Genomic DNA, 24,475 nt, shown 5'->3' with positions numbered 1-24,475 from the left:
CAAGGTTTATCCTCCAGTGAGAGGAATCAGGCTTAATAGTTCCGTTTGGAATTAGCCATTTTTCTAATGCCGGCCTCAACCAGATTAATATTTGGTTGAGGTTTTTTATTTATAAGGAGGGCTGAAGATATGTTTTGGCAGAGAAAGGATTTATTAGGATTAAGATATCTAACAGCGGAAGAAATTAATCTAATATTGGATACTGCAAGACCAATGAAGGAGATTATCGGCCGTAAAATTAAGAAGACTCCGACCCTTCGGGGGAGAAGTATGGTAACCCTATTCTATGAGAACAGTACCAGAACCAGATCTTCCTTTGATTTGGCTGGTAAGTTTCTTAGCGCCGATACAGTAGGGCTCACAGCTTCCAGTAGCTCTGTAGCCAAGGGGGAGAGCTTACGGGATACAGGACTAACATTAACGGCCATGGGGGTTGACGTGGTAGTTATGCGACATCCAGCCAGTGGTGCAGCAGAGTATTTAGCCAAATGTATACCAGCGGCGGTAATCAATGCGGGTGACGGTACCCATGAACATCCTACCCAAGCCCTGTTGGATATGTTTACCATAAGGGAAAAGAAAGGTAGTTTATCTGGACTAAAGGTTGCAATAATTGGAGATATCTTGCACAGCCGTGTGGCCAGATCAAATATCTGGGGTTTAACTAAAATGGGAGCAGAGGTAAGGGTAGTAGGACCTATGACATTGATTCCGGCAGAAATTGAGGCAATGGGAGTAAAGGTTTATAACAAAGTAGAAGATGCATTAGCTGAGGTTGATGTGGTAAACGTGTTGCGTATTCAGTTGGAAAGACAGCAGCAAGGCCTATTTCCTTCGATTAGGGAATATAGTCGGTTGTATGGCATCAACCAAAGCAGGCTCGAACTAACTGCGGCCGATGCCATTGTGTTACATCCTGGGCCTATGAACAGGGGCGTGGAAATAGACCCGCAAATAGCCTATGGTAACCGCTCGGTAATTACAGAGCAGGTAACAAACGGAGTAGCAGTACGAATGGCACTTTTATACTTACTAACAGGAGGTGAATACCATGCGATATCTAATTAAGGGCGGCACCATTGTTGACCCTGTATCAGAAACATTATCTCACCTAGATATATTAGTGGAAAATGGAGTTATTAAGGAAATTGGCAAACTGAATGACCCCGAAGCACAAATCATAGATGCAGAAGGTAAACTTGTATGCCCTGGTCTTATTGATATCCATGTTCATCTAAGGGAGCCGGGTTATGAATATAAGGAAGATATCGCCAGTGGTACAAAAGCTGCGGCAATGGGTGGTTTTACAGCTGTGGCCTGCATGCCAAACACCAATCCGGTGGCAGATAATGCAACTGTAATAAGTCATATTCTTGCAAAGGCAGCTAAAGCCTCCACTAGGGTATATCCAATTGGAGCCCTAACAAAGGGTTCCCAGGGTAAGGAACTAACAGAGATGGCTGATTTAAAGGAAGCAGGTGTAGTGGCTCTCTCTGATGATGGCATGCCGGTCATGAATGCAGAGGTTATGCGTAGAGTGATGCAGTATGCATCCATGCTAGATTTAACAGTTATTTCGCATTGCGAAGATAGCGATCTTTCGGCCCAGGGTCAAATGCATGAAGGTTCTGTTGCTACCATGCTGGGTCTCAAGGGTATCCCAGCAGCGGCCGAAGAGGTTATGGTAGCCAGAGATATCTTATTGGCAGAGGCCACCGGCTGCAGGCTGCATCTAGCTCATATAAGTACTGAAGGTAGTGTTCGTTTAGTGCGACAGGCTAAAGCCAGGGGAGTGGCAGTAACTGCCGAAGCAACCCCACATCACTTCTCCTTAACTGAGGATGCTGTTCAGGGATTTAATACCAATGCCAAGGTCAATCCTCCCCTGCGACGAAAAGCAGATGTTGAAGCAGTGAAGGAGGGGTTAAAGGATGGAACCATTGATGTTATTGCCACAGATCATGCTCCCCATGCTTATCATGAAAAGGATGTTGAGTTTCAATATGCTCCAAATGGCATTATTGGTTTAGAAACTGCTGTAGGTCTTATCTTTACTCAACTGGTTCAACCAGGAATTTTGACAATACCTCAGGCAGTGGCAAAACTTACCTGCAATCCCCGTAGGGTGCTCGGTCTTTCAGGTGGTTGCCTTCAACCAGGATTGGTTGCGGATATTACAATAATCGATCCAGAGCTTTGTGAAGTCGTTGACCCCACAAAACTACTTAGCAAGAGTAAAAATACACCCTTTAGTCGGTGGAAACTCACTGGTATACCAGTGTTGACTATGGTAGGTGGCCATATTATTATGCAGGACCGAGAAATTATTTAAAAAATATTAAAAAAGAGATAGATATTTATACGCTTAGGTGTATAATTATACATTATAGATTGTTTTTACGGAGGTGTCCTGACAAATGAAAGCTTACATCGTTTTAGAGGACGGGTCTGTTTTTACCGGAAAAGGTTTTGGAGCCACTGGAGAAAATTTTGGTGAAGTGGTTTTTAATACCAGTATGACTGGTTATCAGGAAATATTAACTGACCCATCTTATTGTGGTCAAATAGTCGTAATGACGTATCCCTTAATTGGTAATTATGGCATCAACAACGATGACTTCGAAGCTAAAAGTTCCTTTGTTAAGGGACTTGTGGTAAAGGAAGAGTGCGAAAGTCCAAGTAATTGGAGAGTTAGCAATAAAATACATGAATATTTGTCTCGAGAAGGTATCAGTGGGATAGCGGGTATCGATACCCGGGCTTTAACACGGCATATTCGCAATCACGGAACCATGCGGGGAATCATTAGTTCCCAGGCGATAACCCCCCAGGAACTGGTGGAAAAGTTAATAAATTCACCTGCAATAACTGGTCAAGATTTTGTACCAACTGTTGCTACCAAGGAAATTTATACTGTACCAGGGTATGGGCACAGAGTTGTTTTGGTCGACTTTGGAGCTAAAACCAATATTATTCGTTGCTTAAGTAAGCGAAACTGTGAAATAGTGGTGGTACCCCCTAATACAAGTAGCCAAGATATTCTTGCCTTAAATCCAGAGGGGATAATGCTGTCAAATGGGCCTGGGGATCCTACAGATGTTCCCTATGCCATTCAAACTGTCCAAGAACTAATCGGTAAATTACCTATCTTTGGTATCTGTTTGGGGCACCAAATACTTGGATTAGCTCTGGGAGCCAAAACCTATAAACTAAAATTTGGTCATCGGGGTGCCAATCACCCTGTAAAGGACTTAATCAGTGGTAGGGTTTATATCACAGCACAAAACCATGGTTATGCAGTGGATAGAGAATCTCTTCCAGCGGATATAAGAATTTCCCACATTAATTTAAACGATAACACCGTGGAGGGAATTAGCCATAAGGATTTACCCATTTTTTCTGTGCAATACCATCCTGAGGCGGCTCCGGGACCTTCTGATTCAGAGTACTTATTCGACAATTTCCTAAATAGCATTGAAAAAATTACAGCATGATGAAGGAGGTAGCCAATGCCGAAGAAGCAGGGTATTAAAAAAGTACTGGTTATAGGTTCTGGCCCCATTGTAATTGGTCAGGCAGCAGAATTTGACTATGCAGGAACTCAGGCCTGCCGGGCCTTAAAAGAGGAAGGTCTGGAAGTAGTATTGGTTAATTCAAATCCTGCCACCATTATGACCGATGACAACATGGCTGACAAAGTATATATTGAGCCATTAACCCCGGAGTTTGTTACCAGAGTTATTCGTCAAGAAAGACCAGACGGACTACTGCCTACCTTGGGTGGGCAAGTCGGCTTAAACATTGCATTACAACTTGCAGAGCAAGGAATTTTAGATGAAGAGAATGTCCTTTTATTAGGTACACCCTTAGACTCTATTCGTAAGGCCGAAGATCGTGAAATGTTCAAATCCATGATGGAACAGATTGGTGAACCTGTACCGGAGAGCGCCATTGTTTGCTCCTTGAGTGAAGCCATGGAGTTTGCAGCTAGCATCGGTTATCCTGTTATTGTACGCCCTGCCTACACTTTGGGTGGCACCGGAGGTGGCATTGCCTATAATAAAGAGGAATTAGAGGCGGTAGCTATCCGAGGGCTCAAACATAGTTTAATTGGTCAAATACTGGTTGAACGCAGTGTAGCTGGTTGGAAAGAAATTGAGTATGAGGTGATCCGCGACAGCGCAGATAACTGTATTACGGTTTGTAATATGGAAAATTTTGATCCTGTTGGTGTTCACACAGGTGATAGTATCGTGGTAGCACCATCTCAAACTTTGAGTGATCGAGAATATCAAATGCTGCGCAGTGCCTCTTTAAAGATTATTCGTGCCTTAGGCATAGAGGGTGGCTGTAATGTGCAGTACGCTTTGGATCCCAAAAGCTATCAATACTATGTCATAGAGGTAAACCCTCGGGTTTCTCGTTCCTCTGCTTTGGCTTCTAAAGCAACGGGTTATCCCATCGCTAAGGTTGCTAGTAAAATAGCCATCGGCCTGACACTGGACGAGATTCGTAACTCTGTGACTGGTAAAACCTATGCTTGCTTTGAGCCTACCCTTGATTATGTTGTGGTCAAATTTCCCCGTTGGCCCTTTGATAAATTTAGTGATGCAGATCGTACCTTAGGAACGCAGATGAAGGCAACTGGGGAAGTTATGTCTATTGATAGGACCTTTGAGTCGGCCTTACTAAAAGCGATTCGATCCTTGGAAATAGGCATCTACGGACTGCAGCTTAAGGAATTTGCCAATTTACCTGAGACAGAATTACTTGGCAAATTGGCAGTGGCTGAAGATTATCGCTTGTTTGCCATAGCTGAGTATTTTCGGCGTGGAGGTAGTATAGAAAGAGTAGTAGAGTTAAGTGGTATTGATGTTTTCTTTCTGGAAAAGATATATAAAGTGGTAACCTTTGAAAAGCAACTTTGCTCCGAAGGAAAAACTAGCCTAAGTAAAGATACATTATTAACGGCTAAAAAATATGGGCTGGCCGATAAGTACATTAGTTGTCTTACGGGGATTCCTGAGGAAAACCTAAGGAACCTTAGAAAAACCTATGCTATTGAGCCCGTCTATAAAATGGTTGATACCTGTGCAGCAGAATTCGAAGCTGTCACGCCTTACTATTATTCCTGTTATGAATTTGAGAATGAAGCAACTCCTAGCCAGCGTCCTAAAATAGTTGTATTAGGCTCTGGTCCCATTAGAATTGGCCAAGGGATTGAATTTGATTATTGTTCGGTACATTCAGTTTGGGCTTTAAGGGAAGCCAATATTGAGGCTATTACTATAAACAATAATCCAGAAACAGTAAGTACAGATTTTGATACATCCGATAGACTATATTTTGAACCTCTGATTACCGAAGATGTTCTTCATATTCTAGAAAAGGAAAACCCCCAGGGGGTTATCGTTCAGTTTGGTGGACAAACAGCAATAAACTTGGCCAAGCCTTTGGAAAAAGCTGGTTACAAGATCGTTGGCACATCCGTAGAGGCCATTGATATTGCAGAAGATCGGGAAAGATTTGATAAACTGCTCCTTGAACTGGAGATACCGAAACCACCTGGTCGTACTGCCTATTCAGTACAGGAAGCAACCGTCATTGCAGAAGAGATTGGTTTTCCAGTACTAGTGCGACCCTCGTATGTACTGGGGGGTAGGGCTATGGAGATTATCTACTCTCAGGAAGATCTTTTATCCTATATGGAAAGAGCAGTTCAAGTTACACCGGAACACCCAGTATTGGTTGATCGGTATATGCTTGGGAGAGAATTTGAAGTGGATGCCATTTGTGATGGCAAAACTGTTTTGATCCCTGGTATTATGGAACATATTGAAAGGGCAGGAGTACATTCAGGAGATAGTATTTCTGTTTACCCAGCTCAGACCTTGACTCCCACTCAGCTAAATCAAGTGGTAAGCTACACAAGGAGTTTGGCCTTGGCCCTCAATATTAAAGGATTAGTCAATATTCAATTTGTCCTACATGATGAGCAGATTTATGTGATTGAGGTAAACCCTCGATCCAGTCGAACGGTACCTTATATTAGTAAAGTAACTGGCATTCCTATGGTTAAGCTGGCTACAAAATGTGCCTTAGGGAAATCTTTGGAGGAAATGGGATATCAAGATGGGCTTGTACCGGATACTGGTCTTGTGGCCGTCAAGGCGCCGGTTTTCTCCTTTGGCAAATTGCTAAATGTTGATGTGTCCTTAGGACCAGAAATGAAGTCCACAGGAGAAGTGTTGGGGGTTGACCGCCAATTTTCAATTGCTTTGTATAAGGCGATGCTGGCTGCGGGAACTGGGTTTTCTAAACAGGGAACTGTTTTGGCTACCATAGCCGACAGGGATAAAGCAGAATCCCTACCAGTTATCCAAGGACTTGTTGAGTTGGGTTATAAAGTGTGTGCTACTAAGGGGACCGCAGACTATTTAAGTAAAAATGGTATTGAGGTTGCAACGGTATGTAAAGTAGGCGAAAGTGGAGAAAACATTATAGATCTGATTAAAGCTGGCAAGATTGACATGGTTATTAATACCATCAGCCGAGGCAAAGAACCACAAAGAGATGGCTTTAAAATACGTCGAACTGCCGTGGAACATGGTATTCCTTGCTTAACTTCTATAGATACTGCCTGGGCCGTATTGGAAGTGCTTTATGGCATTAAGGAAGGTGAAATACCGGATTTAGTACCTCTCCAGAATTATATGAATAAGTCTCAGTAAACCTTGCCAATATTGGTATGAAGAAGGTAAACTTTAATTAGCTTTTAGCTTTTAGCTTTTAGCTTTTAGCTTTTAGCTTTTAGCTTTTAGCTTTTAGCTTTTAGCTTTTAGCTTTTAGCTTTTAGCTTTTAGCTTTTATAGCTTTTAGTCTTTAGTCTTTAGCTATTAGATGGAGTTTCTAGCTAATGGCTAATGGCTAACAGCTAACGACTAACAGCTAACGACTAATAATGGAGAGGTGAAAAAAATTGTCGAAAGTTACTGATGCCAAGGTACTTGCTGTCTACATGGTGGCACCAAATACCTATTATATGGAGTTTGAAGCGCCAGATATTGCCCGGCTTGCAATGCCGGGCCAATTTGTGCATGTAAGGTGTAATGATTCCCTTGATCCACTACTTCGCAGGCCCATATCCATTCACATGGTAAGCCGTCCCAAGGGAGTATTAGCACTACTTTTCAGGGTTGTAGGAAAGGGTACAGAAATGTTATCCCAATACAAACCAGGAGATAGGGTTAATATGATGGGACCCCTAGGAAGGGGATTTACACTGCCACTGCCTGGTTCAAAGGTAGCTGTAGCTGCCGGCGGCATTGGCGCAGCACCCTTGGTGTTTCTAGTGCAGGAACTTGCCAACATGAAATGTCAAGTTACAGTTTACCTTGGTGCTCGTGATAAAAAAAGTGTACTCTGCGATGGGCAATTTGTACAAATGGAGGCAGAAGTAGTTATAGCAACGGACGACGGTTCCATGGGCTTTAAAGGGACAGTACCACAATTAATGCAGCGTCATATGGATTGGCGCAAAACAGCCATGACCTATGTCTGTGGACCCAAGGTTATGATGCAGGAAATAGCTCCAATGCTGCAGGAGGCAGATGTGCCAGGTGAAGTGTCCTTGGAAGAGAGAATGGGTTGTGGCGTGGGAGCTTGTCTTTCCTGTGCAGTAAAAATCTCGCATCATGGGCAAATTAGCACTAAACGTGCCTGTGCTGATGGTCCAGTATTTCCTTCTTGGCAGGTGGTATGGGATTGAAACCAAATTTAACCGTCCAAATTGGTAAACTAAAAATGCTTAATCCAGTTACCACGGCTTCCGGAACCTTTGGTTATGGACAAGAATACACCCCCTATGTGGATATAAATAGACTGGGAGCCATAGTGGTTAAGGGAACCACATTGGAACCCCGCGAAGGAAACCCGACTCCTAGATTAGCAGAAACCCCGGCAGGTATTTTGAATTCCATAGGCTTACAAAACCTAGGGGCAGATTATTTAATTGAAGAATACGCACCCTACTTTAAACAATTAAAAACTTCAGTTATTGTCAATATCTCTGGTAACACAATTGAAGATTATGCTGAGTTGGCAGCAAGGCTAGATACTACAGAAGGTATTGCCGCCTTAGAGGTTAATATATCATGCCCCAATGTTAAAAAGGGTGGCTTAGCCTTTGGTAGTGATGCTAAAACAGCTGCGGAGGTTACTAAAGCAGTTAGATATGCCACAAGCCTACCTGTGATTGTGAAGCTATCCCCTAATGTAACCGATATTGCGGAAATCGCTAAGTCAGTGGAAGCAGTCGGTGCAGATGGATTATCTGCCATCAATACTTTACTTGGTATGGCCATAGACGTGCAAAGGAAAAAGCCTATTTTGGGTAATGTTATGGGAGGTTTATCAGGACCTGCCGTTAAACCTGTGGCAGTTAGGGCAGTCTGGCAGGTGTATAAGGCCGTCAAAATTCCAATCATCGGCATGGGCGGCATTACCAATGCGTCGGATGCGCTGGAATTTATCCTTGCCGGTGCCACAGCAGTGGCCGTAGGCACTGCAAATTTTGTTAATCCTCGGGCTACTATAGAAGTACTTGAGGGAATTGAAAACTACTTAATAGAAAATGGGATTAATGATATTAATAATTTGGTCGGGGCGGCCCATGCCTAGGCAGATAGACTGAATGGAGGGTTTTATGACTCAAAGGGAACAAATAGCCAAAGAAAGATTAATAGTGGCACTGGATGTTGACACAAAGGAAGAAGCACTGCAGCTTACCCAAAAACTCTCTCCCTATGCCGGTTTCTTTAAAGTAGGTATGCAGTTGTTTTACAGCAGTGGGCCTGAAATAATTCGATTGCTCAAAGACCAGGGAGTTAAGGTTTTTTTAGATTTAAAGCTGCATGATATTCCCAATACTGTTGGACAAGCAGCCAGGGTTTTGGCAGGGTTAGGAGCTGACATCATTAATGTACATGCCAGCGGCGGAGTAAGCATGATGCGCCAGGCCGCTGACTCAGTAAGAGAGAGAGCCTATGCCTTAGGACTAGCAGCACCTTTAGTAATTTCAGTAACAGTATTAACCAGTATAGACGAACAAGTTTTTAATAATGAAATTGGCCTACCAGGAACAATTCAAGATAGGGTAAAAAAATGGGCAACTATGACTCAAGAAGCAGGCTTAGATGGTGTAGTGGCCTCACCCAGAGAAATACAAACCATAAGGGAAGCCTGTGGACCAGAGTTTAAGATTATTACGCCTGGTATACGTCCAGCATGGTCTGTGGTTGGTGATCAAAAAAGAATTATGACTCCTGGGATGGCCATTAAACAAGGAACCTCCTACATTGTTGTGGGACGCCCCATTACGGCCAATGAAGAACCAGCTGTGGCGGCGCAAAAAATACTTTCAGAAATAATCGAGGTAGTCTAAATATGGTGCGTTTTTTCCTAGTTCTCCTGGGGACCATAGCAATAGATCAATTTACCAAATATATTGTTATGAAAAACATGTTACTTGGGGAATCCATTCCGCTATTAACAGGTATATTTCATCTTACCTATATTCAAAATCCCGGTGCTGCTTTCGGTCTATTGGCTGGAAGAACGTGGTTCTTCGTGGGCGTTACTCTGCTGGTCCTAGGGGCCATGGCCTTTAGTTACCGTTGGATTCAACAATCAGGAGCACTATATCAATGGGCACTTGGGTTGGTAGCAGGGGGAGCCATAGGAAATCTCATTGACCGTGTCCGCTACACCAAGGTAATAGATTTTCTTGATTTTAGAGTTTGGCCTGTCTTTAATCTGGCAGATACCGCCATCTGTATCGGTGTTGGGCTAATTTTATTAGATGCCCTACGTGAATTTAAAAATGATAAAAATCGAGGTGTGTAGATGGAAAGAGAAGATATAATTGAAATATTTACCAAGACAAGTGCCATGCTATCTGGTCACTTTCTATTGACCTCTGGCAAGCATAGCAACCGCTATTTTCAGTGTGCCCAGGTGCTGCAACACCCTCAATATACCCAAGAACTCTGCAGGGAACTTGCCACAAAATTTAAAAATCAAGGCGTTGAAACGGTAATTGGTCCTGCCATGGGAGGAATTTTGGTATCATATGAGGTGGCAAGGGCTATGGGAGTACGCAGTTTGTTTACTGAGAGAGTAAATGGCAAGATGGCCCTAAGAAGAAACTTTACCATACAGCCAGGGGAAAAAGTATTAGTGGTGGAAGACGTTATCACCACCGGTGGTTCTGTGGCCGAGGTTATCGATGTGGTTAAATCCATGGGCGGAGAAGTTGTGGGAGTTGGTGTCCTTGTAGATCGGAGCAACGGGAAGGCTAAGCTCGGTGTAAGAACTGAGGCTTTATTAACCGTGGAAGTAGAAACCTATGATCCTGAACATTGTCCCCTTTGTGCCAGTGGTATGCCAGCTGTCAAACCCGGAAGCCGTCAAACGGTCTAGTATAAAGATTGCTGTCAGCCATCAGCCTTCAGCTTAAAAAACTTGGAAAAGTCCATGGGCCATGAGCCTTGGGCTTATTTGGGAACCAACCTTAATGAATTAGCAAGTGCTATCGTTATCCCCCTGAGTTGTTAATAACTCAGGGGGATAATGATAGTACACCCCACTGATGTATTGTCCCCCTGTCCCACCGATTATTCCTCCCTTGGTATTAATTGTTCCACCAATTCCTCGCTGGGAGAAACATAAAGGGTCTGTTGATGATCATAAATAACCATCCCTGGCTTAGCGCCTTTTGGTTTGCGTACATATTTGCGAAAGGTAAAATCAACTGGTACTTTCCCTGACTGTCTAGCTTTACTAAACCATGCAGCCAAAGTGGCTGCCTCAAGTAAAGTTTGGTTTGGTATCTCCCCAGAGATATTACGAATAATTACATGGGAGCCTGGAATGTCTTTGGTGTGCAACCAAATGTCATTTTCACCAGCTAAGCGCAAGGTTAAATAATCATTTTGTTTGTTATTTTTACCCACCAGAATTGTCAATCCTTCTGAAGATAGAAATGATAGGGGTTCTGGTCTCAATGTTTCTTTCTTTATTCTATTTCTCTGGTTTTGTACCTTAGGTTTAAGGTAGCTTTGTTCCTCTAATTCATTTTGAATTTCTGTTAAATCTTCCATGTACATTGCCTGGGAAATAGCTGTTTCCACTGCTTCCAGATAATTTAGTTCCATTTCTGCCTGTGTCAGATGTACTCCCACTGCCTCTCTGGTATTCTTGGCCTTTAAATATTTTTTAAAAAATTCTTGGGCATTTTGTGAAGGGGTTAATGAAGGATCCATTACGATAATAGTTTCCTTTCCCTCGGGGTCGTAAAAGTCTTGTACCTTGGCCTCAGTCCCTTGATCAATTTGGTATAGGTTAGCGGTTAATAATTCTCCCAGAATACGGTACTCATCTGCCTTTTCGGCTGAATGAAGAGATTTTTGATAAAGGGAGATTTTCTTTTTTAATCGCCCAGTCTCCTTACGTATGGTTTGTAAAAGAGAATGGCGGAATGATTCTAATTGTCGGAGTCTAATGATCTTTGTATAGTACTGGTCCAAAACAGCATTCATATTGGACGATACCCTTTTAAAAGCCTTCATATGAGATAAATCAATGGCGGAAAATTCTAGGGGCATATCTCGGCGATCTAAAAGAAGGGTAGGTTGATAGTCACCATTTTCTAGTGCCAGATTAAGCCTTTGTATTTGTTGCCAAAGTTGGTTAAGTTCATAGTCACCACAATGCTCTAATTTATAGTCCACAGGAAGACCAGCTCTACAAACTAACTCACGGCAGGTCAACGGACCCACACCTGCAATCTTTTTAAGAAAAATATCTGATACTGTAAAATTAATATCCTCAGACATCATCATTTCCCTAAACAGATCTTCATTTAACTTTCGGACATCCATTTTATCTTGCGCCGGTGGGGGTAAATAGGGGCGATTTGGTAAAACTTCCCGGTAACGGGAAACTGCATGGGAGTAACGATGAATACCATCCACGATAGTTTGATTATCTGGGTCAACCAGCAAGATATTACTATGTTTCCCCATAACTTCACAGAAAAGATATTTTTCCCCAGGACGACCCAATTCGTCTCGGGAGTCTATGGTAAATTGTAAAATACGCTCTAAACCCACTTGTGCCACAGAACGTATGCGACCACCTTCCAAATGTTTGCGTAAAACCATGCAGAAAATTGGTGGTGCTAATGGGTTAATATAGGATGCTGTTGTAAAATGAATTCGGGCATCTCTGGCCTCTGCAGAGATAAGAAGTTTTTGTTTACCTTTTTCTCTAGTATGAATAACTAAAATCACTTCATTGGCATTGGGTTGTTGAATTTTTTCAACTCTACCTCCAACTAATCTATCAGAAAGCTCTTTAGCTACTGCAGCCATGACTAAACCATCAAAAGCCATCTATATCTTCTCCTTCCACTCTTCTTATTTTAACCAAGCCCACAACCTATGTCATCCTAAATTAAGTTAAATACAGAAAAGTAAGTCTGGACTTTCCAAAATGTGGGTCTTTTTTCAGGACAGGCTGAATAAGTTAGAAATAAATAAGGACAAACCTGTTTTTGGAGGGATGACACAATGACCACGCGTTGGTTTGAAATGAAGAGACAGGATGTAATTGATAAATTAGGAACCTGTCCTGAAAAAGGCTTAGCTGAACATCAGGCTAAAGAAAGGTTAGAGCAAATAGGACCTAATAAACTTTTGAGCTCTGAAAGAAAGCCACCATGGAAAATGCTATTGGATCAATTTAAAGATTTTATGGTTTTAGTCCTCATTGCCGCAACATTTATTTCTGGTATGTTAGGGGAATGGGCAGATGCAGTGACCATTATGATCATTGTCATTGTAAATGCTATTCTAGGGTTTGTACAGGAATTTAGAGCGGAAAAATCCATGGAGGCGTTAAAGGCTTTAACTGCACCAGAGGCCCTAGTGGTTCGGGAAGGTGTCGAGAGAAAGATTCCAGCAGCTGACCTGGTACCAGGAGATATAGTCTTACTTGATACTGGTGACAAGGTTCCCGCGGATCTTAGGCTATTGGCAATAGCTAACTTAGAAATTGAAGAATCTGCTCTAACGGGTGAATCGTTCCCTGTAAAAAAACGTGTTGAAAATATGGCTGGAGAAACAGAAGTCAGTTTGGGTGATACTCGCAATATGGCTTATATGGGAACGGTAGTTGTCCGTGGCAGAGGTAAAGGGGTAATTGTTGATACTGGTATGCACACAGAAATGGGGCATATCACCAGGATGATTCAAGAAGCGGAAGAAGATCAGACACCTTTACAAAGAAGATTAGATCAATTGGGCCGGGTGTTGGTAGCCTTTTGTCTACTGGTTTGTGCTTTAGTTGTTGTGCTAGGTATTTTGCGAGGGGAACCAATTTATCATATGTTTTTAGCGGGTGTCAGTTTGGCTGTGGCTGCCATCCCTGAAGGTTTACCGGCTATTGTTACCATCGCCTTAGCTATTGGTGTACAAAGAATGATTAAAAGGAATGCTATTATACGGCGTTTACCTGCTGTAGAAACCTTAGGCTGTGCTACAGTAATCTGTAGTGACAAAACAGGTACCTTAACAGAGAACCAAATGACTGTTCGTGAAATTTTAGTTGGTAATTCCCATGTTAGCGTTACGGGGGAAGGCTATGATCCCAAAGGAGAGTTCCGCTTTGATGGTGTTAAAGGGTCTGAGTTTTCTACGTTCTTAAAATGTGCTGCCCTATGCAACAATGCTAAGCTGACCAAGGGTGAAATAAGCGTCGGAGGGATTTTTAGAAACCTTACCAAAGGAAATTTATCCAATGTATGGGGTATTGCAGGTGATCCCACCGAAGGAGCACTAATGGTGATGGCTGCAAAGGGGAAGGTCTGGCGAAAGGATCTGGAGAATGAAGAACAGCGACTGTTGGAACTACCCTTTGATAGTATTCGGAAGAGAATGTCTGTAGTATATCAAGATGCCAAGGGTCAATTAACCACCTATGTAAAGGGTGCTCCAGACGTGATGTTAGACTTGTGTACCCACATTTACAAAGATGGTAGGGTTATTCAACTTAGTGACCAAGCACGGCGAGAAATCCTTAAGAAAAATTCAGAGATGGCCCAAGGTGCCCTACGGGTGCTAGCTCTGGCATATCGAAATATTGAAGGTGTTGCTTCGGAAGAAGATCTAACAGAAGAAAAGGTAGAACAGAAATTGGTCTTTTTGGGACTGGCAGGCATGATTGATCCTCCTAGACCTTCCGCTGTTCATTCTATACAGGCTTGTCGTCGTGCAGGTATACGAACAGTCATGATTACAGGAGATCATCAACTGACAGCACAAGCAGTGGGAAAAGAATTAGGTCTCTTGCCTAGAGGGGCTAAGGTGTTGACAGGGACCCAGCTGGATCAGCTAGATGATAATGAACTTCAGCATGAGGCGGAACAGACAACGGTTTATGCCAGAGTCACTCCAAAACATAAATTACGTATTGTACGAGCCCTGAAGCGCAATGGACATATTGTGGCCATGACTGGTGATGGAGTAAATGATGCACCTGCGGTGAAAGAAGCGGATATTGGCATTGCCATGGGAAAAGCTGGAACCGATGTAACAAAAGAGGCCTCTGCAATGGTACTGGCAGATGATAACTTCAGTACCATCGCTGCAGCAATAGAAGAGGGCAGGGGTATCTATGATAACATACGAAAGTTTATCAGATACCTGCTATCCTGTAATGTGGGAGAAGTATTAACAATGTTTTTAGCGGTATTAATGGGTATGCCGCTACCGCTATTACCCATTCAGATCCTTTGGATGAATCTGGTTACTGACGGACTTCCTGCCATGGCCTTGGGGGTAGATCCTGTTGAGAAGGATATTATGTACCGTCGACCCCGAGATCCCCAAGAGAGTGTTTTTTCCCATGGTTTAGGAATGAGAATTATGAGTACTGGTGTCATTTTTGCCATAGGTACTTTACTGGCCTTTGCCGTTGGCTTGATGTTAGGTCAAGTAGATTTAGCTAGAACAATGGCCTTTAACACACTGGTTTTTTTTCAATTGTTTTTTGTTTTCTCTTGTCGTTCAGAGCGTCACTCCATTGCTGAAGTCGGGCTATTCGGTAACCCCCATTTAGTATCAGCAGTATTAATTTCTGCTTCACTTCAATTGGCGGTTAATTATATTGGCTTCCTGCAGCCGATCTTTCACACGGTTCCGTTGGAACTTAAACATTGGGTAATCATTTTATCCATAGCCATCTTACCCCAAATACTGGGTATTATAGGCAAGGTCATCAAAGATCGGGCCAAGGAAAGAATTATGTATATTAAGGCATAAAACTAAGAAGCTTCCACCCTGTGTATGGTGGAAGCTTCTTTTTAGCTTTTAGCTGTTAGCTACCTGAGGTTAGTCATGATGAAAACACAAGGGTTGTAGGGGATATTGCATCAGCGGGGGGTGCTATCGTTATCCCCCGTTCGCTCCTGATCTCCACGCCGATAACTCTAAGACTCGTTCTGGGTGAAATCGGGGTCGCCTTAGATTCGACGTCCTGTCTCAACTAAGGCTGCGCGCTCGTCCTTGAGCGCGCCCCCCGATTTCACCCTCCACTCGTCAAGAGTTATTAACGGCGCTCCGCCAAAGTCGCTCAGGGGGATAACGATAGCACTTGCTAATTCGGTGGGTTTTATTTTTCCCAAGCCCAAGGCCAAACGCCTTCGAGAGCCCGAGAGCTATATTTTAAAACGTGCAGCAGTATTTTTAAGTTCCTCTGCCATATTGGAAAGGGCTTCGCTGGAAGCGGTTAGTTCTTCCATGATAGCAGATTGTTCCTGGGCGGTTCCTGCAATATTTTGAACACCCGAGGAGATTTGTTGATTAGCGGCCGCGACATCTTGTATTTGTGTATTTAATTCTTGAATAGATAGAAGAATTTTTTCGAAGGAGCTAGCAACTTGATTGACTATTTGACTACCTTTTTCTACCTCATCCTTTTCTATATCCATAGTATTTACGGCATTTTTGGATTCAGACTGTATAGTAAAAATCAATACCTTGATCTCCTTTGCTGCAGTGGCACTTTTTTCAGCCAGTTTTCTTACTTCTTCAGCCACAACTGCAAAACCACGTCCTTGTTCACCAGCTCTTGCAGCCTCTATGGCAGCGTTCAAAGCTAATAGGTTTGTTTGATCAGCGATTTGAGTAATGATCTCAACAATCTGTGTAATACGCCCAGAGGTGTTATCCAGCTCTTGGATTACTCCTGCTACTTTCTCAGTGGAATTTTTAATTGATTGCATTTGTAACTCAATTTGACTTAGCTCCTGATGACCATTATCGGCAGATTGACTTACAGCTTCAGAGACTGCCTGCACCTGATTTGTGTTTTCGGTTACTTTTTCAACTGTAGCAGCCAGTTCAGTCAAAGTAGATGATTCTTCGTAGGCTGATGCAGAACATTGTTGAGTACTAGATGTTAGTTCTTGGCTAGCTGCAGCCATGGTTTGAGCTTTGTCACTTATCTGATGTACCAGACCCTTAAGTGCTATGGACATTTGATTAAAGGCAGTTCCCAATCTGCCGATTTCATCACGATTATTAATTTTGATTTCATCACCGGTTAAATCTCCTTCGGCTATTCTGGCTACATTCTGTTCCAATAGCATTATGGGTTTGGCAATGATATTTGATACGTAATATGCAACCGCTAGTCCCAATAGCAAGGCAAAGACAATAATAATTGTGATAGTCTCGATTAAATTGAACACGGCTTGTTTAAGAATGTTATGTTCATTTTTTACTAACTCGTTAACATAAGCAATTAAATCTTGGCCAGCCTTTACCGTATTACCCATGGTTCCTTTATCAGCTAAAGTCTGTACCTGAATGCTTTTCAAAAGTTCGTATTCTATTTCGTCTTTATCGATTTTTGTATCTAAGGAAGGGGTTTGACGCAGATTAATTAGATTTCCTGCGTAGGCTTTATAATTTGAAACCTGTCGCTCATATTCACTATAAATTGCTTTGCCCTTTTCGGTCTGGAGTAAAGATCTAAGTGTTGCCAAGGATGAGTTCATTTCAGATATTTTTTCGGTATGTTGTTCCAGATAATCATTATGTCCGGTTATTAGATAGTTTCTTAGATCTAGACCGGATTTTTGCAGAAGAATAAGGGACTCATTAGTTTGGTTTATAACTAGCAGACGTTGCTCTATCATTAGATCATAATTCGACTTAATCTTATGCATATTCTGGTAGGATAAGCCACCCACAATTATTAACAAAATAAGTAGTAAACCAAAGCCAGTAAAAAGTTTTCCTTTGATCGGAAATCTATTTTTGGAAACTTCAGCCTCAAAGTAATTACAAGATCGACAGAAAGGTATTTTTTCGGCCACTGATCCTTGTACTTCACCCCTACATAGTGTATTGGGAACTTTCCAGCAATCTTGGCCTTGATTACTAGTAAAAGCAGGACAAGACCTTTTTCTATCTTCTGGGCATTTTAAATAATCCCAACAGTTGGACATCTCAACCTTTCCTCCCCCAAATAAACATTATTTTCCAACAACTTATCTATTTTTACATTTTACCATATATTAAAAATCAGTCCACATAAATTACAATTAATTTTCCAAAACTGTAGTGACAAACCAGTACTAAAAGTACTAACAATCATTGGCAATTAGCTTAAGAACCTTAAAGAGGATATGTACTAAAAAGTCTAGTACCCAGGGCTCATGGTACAAGGTCTTCACTTTAGAATTTTAGGCTAATGGCAGAAGTAATTTTATAGATATACAATGTACATTCAGCAAATTGGGAGGATATTTGTATAATATAGAAGAAATTTAGTCTGCAAAGGTTATACTACATAAAATTAGTGGTTTTGTAATAACCACAGAGCATTAGGAGGGAAACAAACTTGTACTTTACGAAAGTGCACGGTTTAGGTAATGATTTTATTTTAGTGCTTGCTGGCACAGGTCAAGGATTACCCGATGACTGCAATAGTCTGGCTAAAGAAATGTGTGATCGTCAATTTGGCATTGGCGCAGATGGCTTGGTGTTATTATACGAGTCCGGCGTAGCAGATGTAAGAATGAAAATAATCAATTCCGATGGTAGTGAAGCGGAAATGTGTGGTAATGCTATTCGTTGCGTGGCCAAATATTTATACGAGCATAATATTGTAAAAAAATCTGAAATTAGAGTAGAAACTTTAGCAGGCATCATTGTGCCACAAATTATTCAAGAAGAAGGTATTGTCAAGGCTGTCAGGGTTGATATGGGAGAACCTAGGCTGAACAGAGCTGATATTCCAATGGTTGGTCTCCCCGGGCAGGTCATTGGAGAGCAGTTAGCTGTTGATGGAGAGGTCTATGCTGTAACAGCAGTTTCCATGGGAAACCCCCATTGTGTAATTTTTGTGCCTCATCTTCAAGCAATTCCCCTGTCGGATATAGGGCCTAAAATTGAAGCTCACCCAGCTTTTCCTAGAAAAACTAATGTAGAGTTTGTAGAGGTATTAAATCCTCATGAAGTTCGCATGGTGGTGTGGGAGAGAGGGGCTGGACCAACCATGGCCTGCGGCACAGGGGCTTGTGCAGTAGCAGTTGCCGGATCTCTAAATGGCATAACAGAAAAACAGGTTACTGTACATTTACCTGGAGGAGCCTTAGATATTGAATGGGCAAATAATGGTAGAATTTATATGACTGGACCTGCCACAGAAGTGTTTCAAGGCGAATATACAATATACAACCCATCCCGAGGTTGAAAAAGCCTGGCATAAATTGTTATACTTTGCACGGGTTAAATTAAAGGGGGAATTCTAGTTGCGTTTTACTGAAGCTGAGAGGATAAAAAATTTACCACCCTACTTATTTGCCAGAATAGAACAGGTAATCGCTCAGAAAAAAGAGGAGGGTGTTGATATCATTAGTCTGGGTATTGGTGACCCCGATATGCCGACACCCGAACACATTATTAAAGAAGCTGAAAAACAAATTTATGTACCTGAGAACCACCAATACCCATCCTCAGTGGGAATGCTTTCCTATCGGAAGGCTGTGGCTGACTTTTACACAAAACGTTTTGGCGTAGAGTTAGATCCCAAAAAAGAAGTTGTATCTTTAATTGGTTCCAAAGAAGGGATCGCCCATATATCTTGGTGTTACCTAAACCCAGGTGATGTTGTGTTAGTTCCGGATCCTGGTTACCCAGTATATAGCGGTGGTGCTATTTTGGCCGGTGCTGTACCCTATTATATGCCCCTCACTAAGGAGAACGGCTTCTTGCCGGATCTAAATTCTATTCCGGAGGATATTGCTAAAAAGGCCAAAATGATGTTTATAAATTACCCCAATAATCCTACCGGAGCCATTGCTGACGAGAACTTTTACAAAGAAGTAATTGAGTTTGCTAAAAAATATGAAATCCTAGTTTGTCATGATAATGCTTACTCAGAGGTTTCGTATGACGGATATCTACCACTTTCGTTTTTGCAAATTCCTGGGGCCAAGGAAGTCGGAATTGAATTCAGCTCAGTTTCTAAAGCCTACAATATGACCGGTTGGCGGATTGGCTGGATTGCTGGCAATGAATCTGTTGTAGAGGCCTTAGGACGTTTTAAATCCAACATTGATTCTGGCCAATTTCAAGCTGTGCAATATGCGGCCATGGCAGGATTAAATGGACCTCAGGATATCATTGCAGCTAACAATGAAATTTATCGCGAACGAAGAGATGTTGTAATAGACGGATTAAATGCAATGGGCTGGAACCTTGAAAAGCCTAAAGCGACTTTTTATATTTGGGCACCTGTTCCAAAGGGTTTTACTTCAGCCTCCTTTGCAGAATACGTAATTGAAAAAGCAGGGGTAGTGGTTACAGCAGGAAATGGATATGGTGATCAAGGAGAAGGATACTTCCGTGTGTCCATTACCATTCCTAAAGAACGTATTGTTGAGGCCTTGGAACGCATGAAGAAATATATTGGCAAGGTTGAATTTTAATAGATGTTTATAATATGAAATTAGGGGAGATTACTTATGAAATTAGCACAAAGGGCTGCGGGAATTAGTCCTTCTCCAACCTTAGCTATTGATGGCAAAGCCAAACAAATGAAAGCAGCTGGTATTAAAGTTATTAACTTTGGTGTTGGTGAACCAGATTTTGACACACCAGAAAATATCAAATTAGCAGCCATAGAGGCAATAAACGCAGGTGAAACCCGTTATACCCCTGCTGGTGGCACTGTCAAGCTGAAACAGGCCATTGTTGATAAGTTTCAAAAGGATAATGGTCTAGAGTATCAGCTTAATCAAATTGCAGTTTCTGTTGGTGCAAAACATTCCTTATATAATGCCTTTCAAGTACTTTGTGAGCCAGGTGACGAGGTGATTTTACCTGCTCCATATTGGGTCAGTTATATTGAACAGATTAAACTTGCTGGTGCAGAGGTTGTTATTTTACCCACTAGACAAGAAAATGATTTCAAATTAACTCCTGGAGAATTGGAGCAAGCTATTACACCTAAGACACGGGTGTTTTTGCTTAACAGTCCCAGCAATCCCACTGGTTCAGTTTATTCTCGGGAAGAATTAGCAGCTCTGGGAGAAGTTTTACTTAAACATAACATTACCATCATTTCTGATGAAATTTACGAAAAGCTTTTGTATGATGGCTTAGAGCATATTAGTATAGCTTCCATCAGCCCGGAGTTAAAGGAAAACACCGTTGTTATTAACGGAGTATCCAAGGCCTATGCCATGACTGGTTGGCGTATTGGTTACTGTGCTGCACCAACTCCAATTGCAAAGGCCATCAGCGATCTACAATCACACTCTACCTCGAACCCTACTTCTATCGCCCAAGCAGCCAGTGTTGCTGCCTTAAATGGCCCCCAGGATGCAGTTTATGAGATGGTGGCTGAATTTGATAAACGACGCAATTACATGTTAGAACGGTTAACTTCAATAGCTGGTATCACTTGTCCAAAGCCAAAGGGTGCTTTTTATCTTTTCCCTAATGTAAGTGCATATTTTGGCAAGAGCTATCAAGGTAAGACGATAAACAATGGTACTGATTTGGCCAATCTCCTGCTGGAGGTAGCAGAGGTAGCAATAGTTCCCGGCATTGCCTTTGGTTCGAATGATAATGTTCGCTTATCCTATGCAACTTCTCTGGAAAATATTAAAGAAGGGTTAGATAGAATTGAAAAGTTCCTAGCGGAATTACAATGATTTCTACTGATACCCCCAATAGAGTATTTTAAATTAGACCTGGGCAAAATATTTTTATCTTTTGCCTGGGTTTTTTCTTTCATATCGGAGAATATAAAGACTGAGGTTAAACATCAAGCCAAGTTTTCTAGGCTATAAGGCTTTCTAATGAATTGGGGGTAATATGATGTTAACTCAACAACAATTGGATAAATTTAAACGCGAACTATTAGCTATGAGGGTACATATGTTAAATCGTATTGAGGGAATGAATGAGGGTGGCATGGGGGAGTCCATGTCCAATTCCTTTGGTGAATTATCTACCTATGATAATCATCCTGGAGATGTTGGAAGTGAAATGTTTGAAAGGGGAAAGGACTTTGCGCTGAGGGAAGATGCCATGGCCATTGTAGGTGCCATTGATGACGCTCTAGATAAAATGGAAGCTGGCAAATATGGCCTTTGCGAAGTCTGCAATAAAGAGATTGCCTATGAAAGGTTAGAAGCAGTACCTTATACTACCCAATGTGTCGATTGTAAATCCAGAGATGAACATCTGCCAAAATCCCATGAAAGGACTGCTGAGGAGGATGTCCTGGATACCCCCTTTAGCCGTTCTTGGAAAGATGGGGAAGATTATAATGGCTTTGATGGTGAAGATGCTTGGGAGAGCGTGGCCATCTGGAACGAACATGCCGAACGTGCTCAAGCAGGTTCCTATTATGGTGATGAAGAAATGATCAACGAAGAGCACCTGGAAACCTTTGAAGATCCCGATAGCGTTCCCTATGAAATTGGGGAAGATGGAGTCATCTACGAGTCCTTTAGGGGTGTAGATGATGAAAGTTCACCCTATGAGAGGATAAATGTGGGGTCAAAGGAATCTTAGTTTAACATTATCGGCGCTCCGCCAAAGTCGCTCACAGTAGATAACGATAGCCCTGCAAATTCGGTCCGTTATCTTTCCCAAAGGACCCCTGAGTAAAACATGCAAAAAAGCTGAAGGCTGAAGGCTGATGGCTAAAGATAGGGCCAGTTTGGGTATAACTATGAAAAACAAGGTTATGCCCATGTGCTGGCCCTATTTCTTTACTTATCGTGATTTTTCTACGAGATTTAAAGGATAATCAAATTTTAGGTAGAAATCATATATAAAAAAATAGGTGGTGAAGAATTGATAAAAAGCATGACAGGATACGGCCGAGGTGAAGCATCCATAGAGGGCCGTAGGTTTACAGTGGAACTCAAATCTGTAAACAATCGCTTTTGTGAAGTGTTTCTTCGGCAACCCAGATCCTTGGCTCCTATAGAAGATAAGATTAAACGCAGTATACAAGATAAAGTTACACGGGGTCGTGTGGACGGCTATATTTCTATAGAAGAGACAGGTGAAATCACCCCTGCGGTAAAAGTTGACAAAGAATTAGCAGTGGCGTATCATAAGTCAATGGAGGAACTGGTGGAAACTTTGTCTCTAAAGGACAAAATCACCATTAAGGACCTAATATCACTGCCAAACGTTATTTCTCTTGAGCAACCCGAAGAAAACATTGAATTATGGTACCCTGCAATACAAGAAGCCGCTGAGCAAGCACTTCAAGGACTATTAGCAATGCGTCAGACTGAGGGAGAACGCCTAAAAGCAGATATATTGAACAGGGCTGCAATTATAAAACAGCTTACAGAACAAATTTCTACAAGAGCTCCCTTAGTGGTACAAGAATACAGAGATAAGTTATCTCAAAGATTATCAGAGTGGCTAGATAATGGTATTATCGATGAAACCCGCCTAGCAGCAGAAATGGCAATATTTGCAGATAGAGCAGACATTTCAGAAGAAATTGTACGTTTAAGCAGTCATTTGTTGCAATTGGACCAAATCCTCTCAGAAGGTGGATCTGTAGGGAGAAAACTTGATTTTTTAGTTCAGGAAATGAATCGAGAAATAAATACCATTGGCTCTAAGGCCAATGATTTGTCCATTACAAATGCTGTCGTTAATGCTAAAAGTGAACTTGAAAAAATAAGAGAACAAGTTCAAAATATTGAATAATATGTATTAGGGGGAACTGAACATGGATATAAAGCTTATAAATATTGGCTTTGGCAATATTGTTTCGGCCAACCGTATTATTGCCATAGTTAGCCCCGAATCCGCTCCGATTAAACGCATTATTACCGAAGCTAGGGATAGAGGTATGTTAATTGATGCCACCTATGGGCGACGTACCAGAGCCGTAATAATAACTGATAGTGATCATGTCATTTTGTCTGCTGTACAGCCAGAAACTGTTGCAAACCGTCTGGTAAGCAAAGAAGCAACACAGGTTGATGAACCAACGGATTAGGTGAGACTATGAATAGGCAAGGATTACTCATCGTTATATCAGGACCTTCAGGCGCAGGTAAAGGTACCATATGTCAGGGATTGCTCAATAAAAATAAAGATCTTTGCCTTTCCATTTCTTGTACGACACGGGCACCTAGGCCTGGAGAAGTGGATGGAGTGAACTATTTTTTTGTAAAAAAAGAAACCTTTGAAAAAATGATTGCTGACAACAAATTGTTGGAATATGCAAAGGTTTACGATAATTATTATGGGACACCCAAGCATTTTGTTGACGATAAGTTGTCTAACGGTCAAGATGTAATTTTAGAGATTGATATTCAGGGAGCATTACAAATAAAAGAAAAATACCCCAAGGGGGTATTGATTTTTGTGGTGCCACCTGGTCTATCTTTATTAAAAGAAAGATTAATTAAACGAGGAACAGATCCAGAAGAGAGCATTAACAAACGTTTAAAATGTGTATGCGATGAACTCTCAAATACAAAACGTTACGATTACCTTATTGTAAATGATACAGTCGATGAATCTATTGAACAAGTTGAAAGTATTATCAAAGCTGAAAAATGTAGACCTAGTAATTTTGATATTAGTAGGTTCTTAAAATGCTAAATCTTATTAAGTGGGGTAATTGCCATGATGAATAGACCTTCGCTGGATGAATTAATGACCAGGGTGGACAGCCGGTATACCTTAGTTGTTGCTGCAGCTAAAAGGGCACGTTTTCTTACTGAGGAAGAAATTCAATCCAATACACCTTTGCACATAAAACCAGTAACTTTAGCCTTAGAAGAGATTGCCGATGGTGATGTCTTATATCGACGTACCAAAGAAGGCCAAAAGTAACGGAGGTGTAGTGG

The 24,475-nt window shown here is 41.7% G+C and carries 20 protein-coding genes; 18 read left to right on the top strand and 2 right to left on the bottom strand.

Annotation, left to right across the window (positions count from 1 at the left end):
* Positions 1–129 precede the first annotated feature (129 nt).
* The 9 genes from ACYQ03_RS12445 (at position 130) to pyrE (ending at position 10,479) form a co-directional block, all read left to right on the top strand.
* Entirely contained in the window at positions 130–1,068 is a 939-nt protein-coding gene (locus ACYQ03_RS12445) for an aspartate carbamoyltransferase catalytic subunit (protein ID WP_459910255.1), read from the top strand.
* On the top strand, positions 1,052–2,332 hold the full coding sequence (locus tag ACYQ03_RS12440; RefSeq protein WP_459910254.1) for a dihydroorotase: 1,281 nt from the start codon (positions 1,052–1,054) through the stop codon (positions 2,330–2,332). The genes ACYQ03_RS12445 and ACYQ03_RS12440 overlap by 17 nt, the downstream gene beginning before the upstream one ends.
* An 85-nt stretch (positions 2,333–2,417) precedes the next feature.
* Positions 2,418–3,494, top strand: a complete 1,077-nt coding sequence (carA, locus tag ACYQ03_RS12435) for a glutamine-hydrolyzing carbamoyl-phosphate synthase small subunit (protein WP_459910253.1) — start codon at positions 2,418–2,420, stop codon at positions 3,492–3,494.
* Positions 3,495–3,509: 15 nt separating this feature from the next.
* Entirely contained in the window at positions 3,510–6,731 is a 3,222-nt protein-coding gene (gene carB / locus ACYQ03_RS12430) for a carbamoyl-phosphate synthase large subunit (protein WP_459910252.1), read from the top strand.
* 248 nt (positions 6,732–6,979) lie between these two features.
* Positions 6,980–7,768 carry a dihydroorotate dehydrogenase electron transfer subunit gene (locus tag ACYQ03_RS12425; protein WP_459910251.1) on the top strand — a complete coding sequence of 263 codons (789 nt, stop codon included), beginning with the start codon at positions 6,980–6,982 and terminating at the stop codon, positions 7,766–7,768.
* Complete coding sequence (locus ACYQ03_RS12420) at positions 7,765–8,679, top strand: dihydroorotate dehydrogenase (RefSeq protein WP_459910250.1); 915 nt, start codon at positions 7,765–7,767, stop codon at positions 8,677–8,679. The genes ACYQ03_RS12425 and ACYQ03_RS12420 overlap by 4 nt, the downstream gene beginning before the upstream one ends.
* Positions 8,680–8,704: 25 nt before the next feature.
* Positions 8,705–9,442: an orotidine-5'-phosphate decarboxylase gene (pyrF, locus tag ACYQ03_RS12415; protein ID WP_459910249.1), complete on the top strand. Its 738-nt coding sequence runs from the start codon at positions 8,705–8,707 to the stop codon at positions 9,440–9,442.
* A 2-nt stretch (positions 9,443–9,444) separates the two neighbouring features.
* Positions 9,445–9,903: a signal peptidase II gene (lspA, locus tag ACYQ03_RS12410; protein WP_459910248.1), complete on the top strand. Its 459-nt coding sequence runs from the start codon at positions 9,445–9,447 to the stop codon at positions 9,901–9,903.
* On the top strand, positions 9,904–10,479 hold the full coding sequence (gene pyrE, locus ACYQ03_RS12405) for an orotate phosphoribosyltransferase (RefSeq protein WP_459910247.1): 576 nt from the start codon (positions 9,904–9,906) through the stop codon (positions 10,477–10,479).
* A 194-nt stretch (positions 10,480–10,673) separates the two neighbouring features.
* Here the strand turns inward: pyrE and ACYQ03_RS12400 are convergent, their stop codons facing one another.
* The gene (locus ACYQ03_RS12400; protein ID WP_459910246.1) at positions 10,674–12,452 is read right to left on the bottom strand and encodes an Rqc2 family fibronectin-binding protein; all 1,779 of its coding nucleotides are present in this window, start codon (positions 12,450–12,452) and stop codon (positions 10,674–10,676) included.
* A gap of 177 nt (positions 12,453–12,629) precedes the next feature.
* Here ACYQ03_RS12400 and ACYQ03_RS12395 point away from each other — a divergent pair, with 177 nt between their 5' ends.
* Complete coding sequence (locus tag ACYQ03_RS12395; RefSeq protein ID WP_459910245.1) at positions 12,630–15,380, top strand: calcium-transporting P-type ATPase, PMR1-type; 2,751 nt, start codon at positions 12,630–12,632, stop codon at positions 15,378–15,380.
* A 395-nt stretch (positions 15,381–15,775) separates the two neighbouring features.
* Here the strand turns inward: ACYQ03_RS12395 and ACYQ03_RS12390 are convergent, their stop codons facing one another.
* Positions 15,776–17,572 carry a methyl-accepting chemotaxis protein gene (locus ACYQ03_RS12390; protein WP_459910244.1) on the bottom strand — a complete coding sequence of 599 codons (1,797 nt, stop codon included), beginning with the start codon at positions 17,570–17,572 and terminating at the stop codon, positions 15,776–15,778.
* Positions 17,573–17,967: 395 nt separating this feature from the next.
* Between ACYQ03_RS12390 and dapF the strand changes: the two genes are divergently transcribed.
* The 8 genes from dapF (at position 17,968) to rpoZ (ending at position 24,461) form a co-directional block, all read left to right on the top strand.
* A complete protein-coding gene (dapF, locus tag ACYQ03_RS12385; RefSeq protein ID WP_459910243.1) occupies positions 17,968–18,822 on the top strand; it encodes a diaminopimelate epimerase in 855 nt (284 codons plus the stop codon).
* Between the two features lie 58 nt (positions 18,823–18,880).
* Positions 18,881–20,059, top strand: coding sequence for an LL-diaminopimelate aminotransferase (locus ACYQ03_RS12380; protein ID WP_459910242.1), 1,179 nt, complete (start codon positions 18,881–18,883; stop codon positions 20,057–20,059).
* Between the two features lie 36 nt (positions 20,060–20,095).
* Positions 20,096–21,289, top strand: a complete 1,194-nt coding sequence (locus tag ACYQ03_RS12375; RefSeq protein ID WP_459910241.1) for a pyridoxal phosphate-dependent aminotransferase — start codon at positions 20,096–20,098, stop codon at positions 21,287–21,289.
* A 166-nt stretch (positions 21,290–21,455) separates the two neighbouring features.
* Positions 21,456–22,157 (top strand): TraR/DksA C4-type zinc finger protein, encoded by a 702-nt coding sequence (locus ACYQ03_RS12370; protein ID WP_459910240.1) that lies wholly within the window; start codon positions 21,456–21,458, stop codon positions 22,155–22,157.
* A gap of 285 nt (positions 22,158–22,442) precedes the next feature.
* On the top strand, positions 22,443–23,321 hold the full coding sequence (locus ACYQ03_RS12365) for a YicC/YloC family endoribonuclease (protein ID WP_459910239.1): 879 nt from the start codon (positions 22,443–22,445) through the stop codon (positions 23,319–23,321).
* A gap of 22 nt (positions 23,322–23,343) precedes the next feature.
* Complete coding sequence (remA, locus tag ACYQ03_RS12360) at positions 23,344–23,616, top strand: extracellular matrix/biofilm regulator RemA (RefSeq protein ID WP_333530872.1); 273 nt, start codon at positions 23,344–23,346, stop codon at positions 23,614–23,616.
* A gap of 8 nt (positions 23,617–23,624) precedes the next feature.
* Positions 23,625–24,227 (top strand): guanylate kinase, encoded by a 603-nt coding sequence (gene gmk / locus ACYQ03_RS12355; RefSeq protein ID WP_459910238.1) that lies wholly within the window; start codon positions 23,625–23,627, stop codon positions 24,225–24,227.
* Between the two features lie 24 nt (positions 24,228–24,251).
* On the top strand, positions 24,252–24,461 hold the full coding sequence (rpoZ, locus tag ACYQ03_RS12350; RefSeq protein WP_459910237.1) for a DNA-directed RNA polymerase subunit omega: 210 nt from the start codon (positions 24,252–24,254) through the stop codon (positions 24,459–24,461).
* Positions 24,462–24,475: the final 14 nt, after the last annotated feature.

It is taken from the genome of Desulfotomaculum defluvii, from assembly GCF_054657375.1.
Note: the sequence above shows the minus strand (reverse complement) of the source record. Positions and strands in the feature narration are given on the sequence as shown.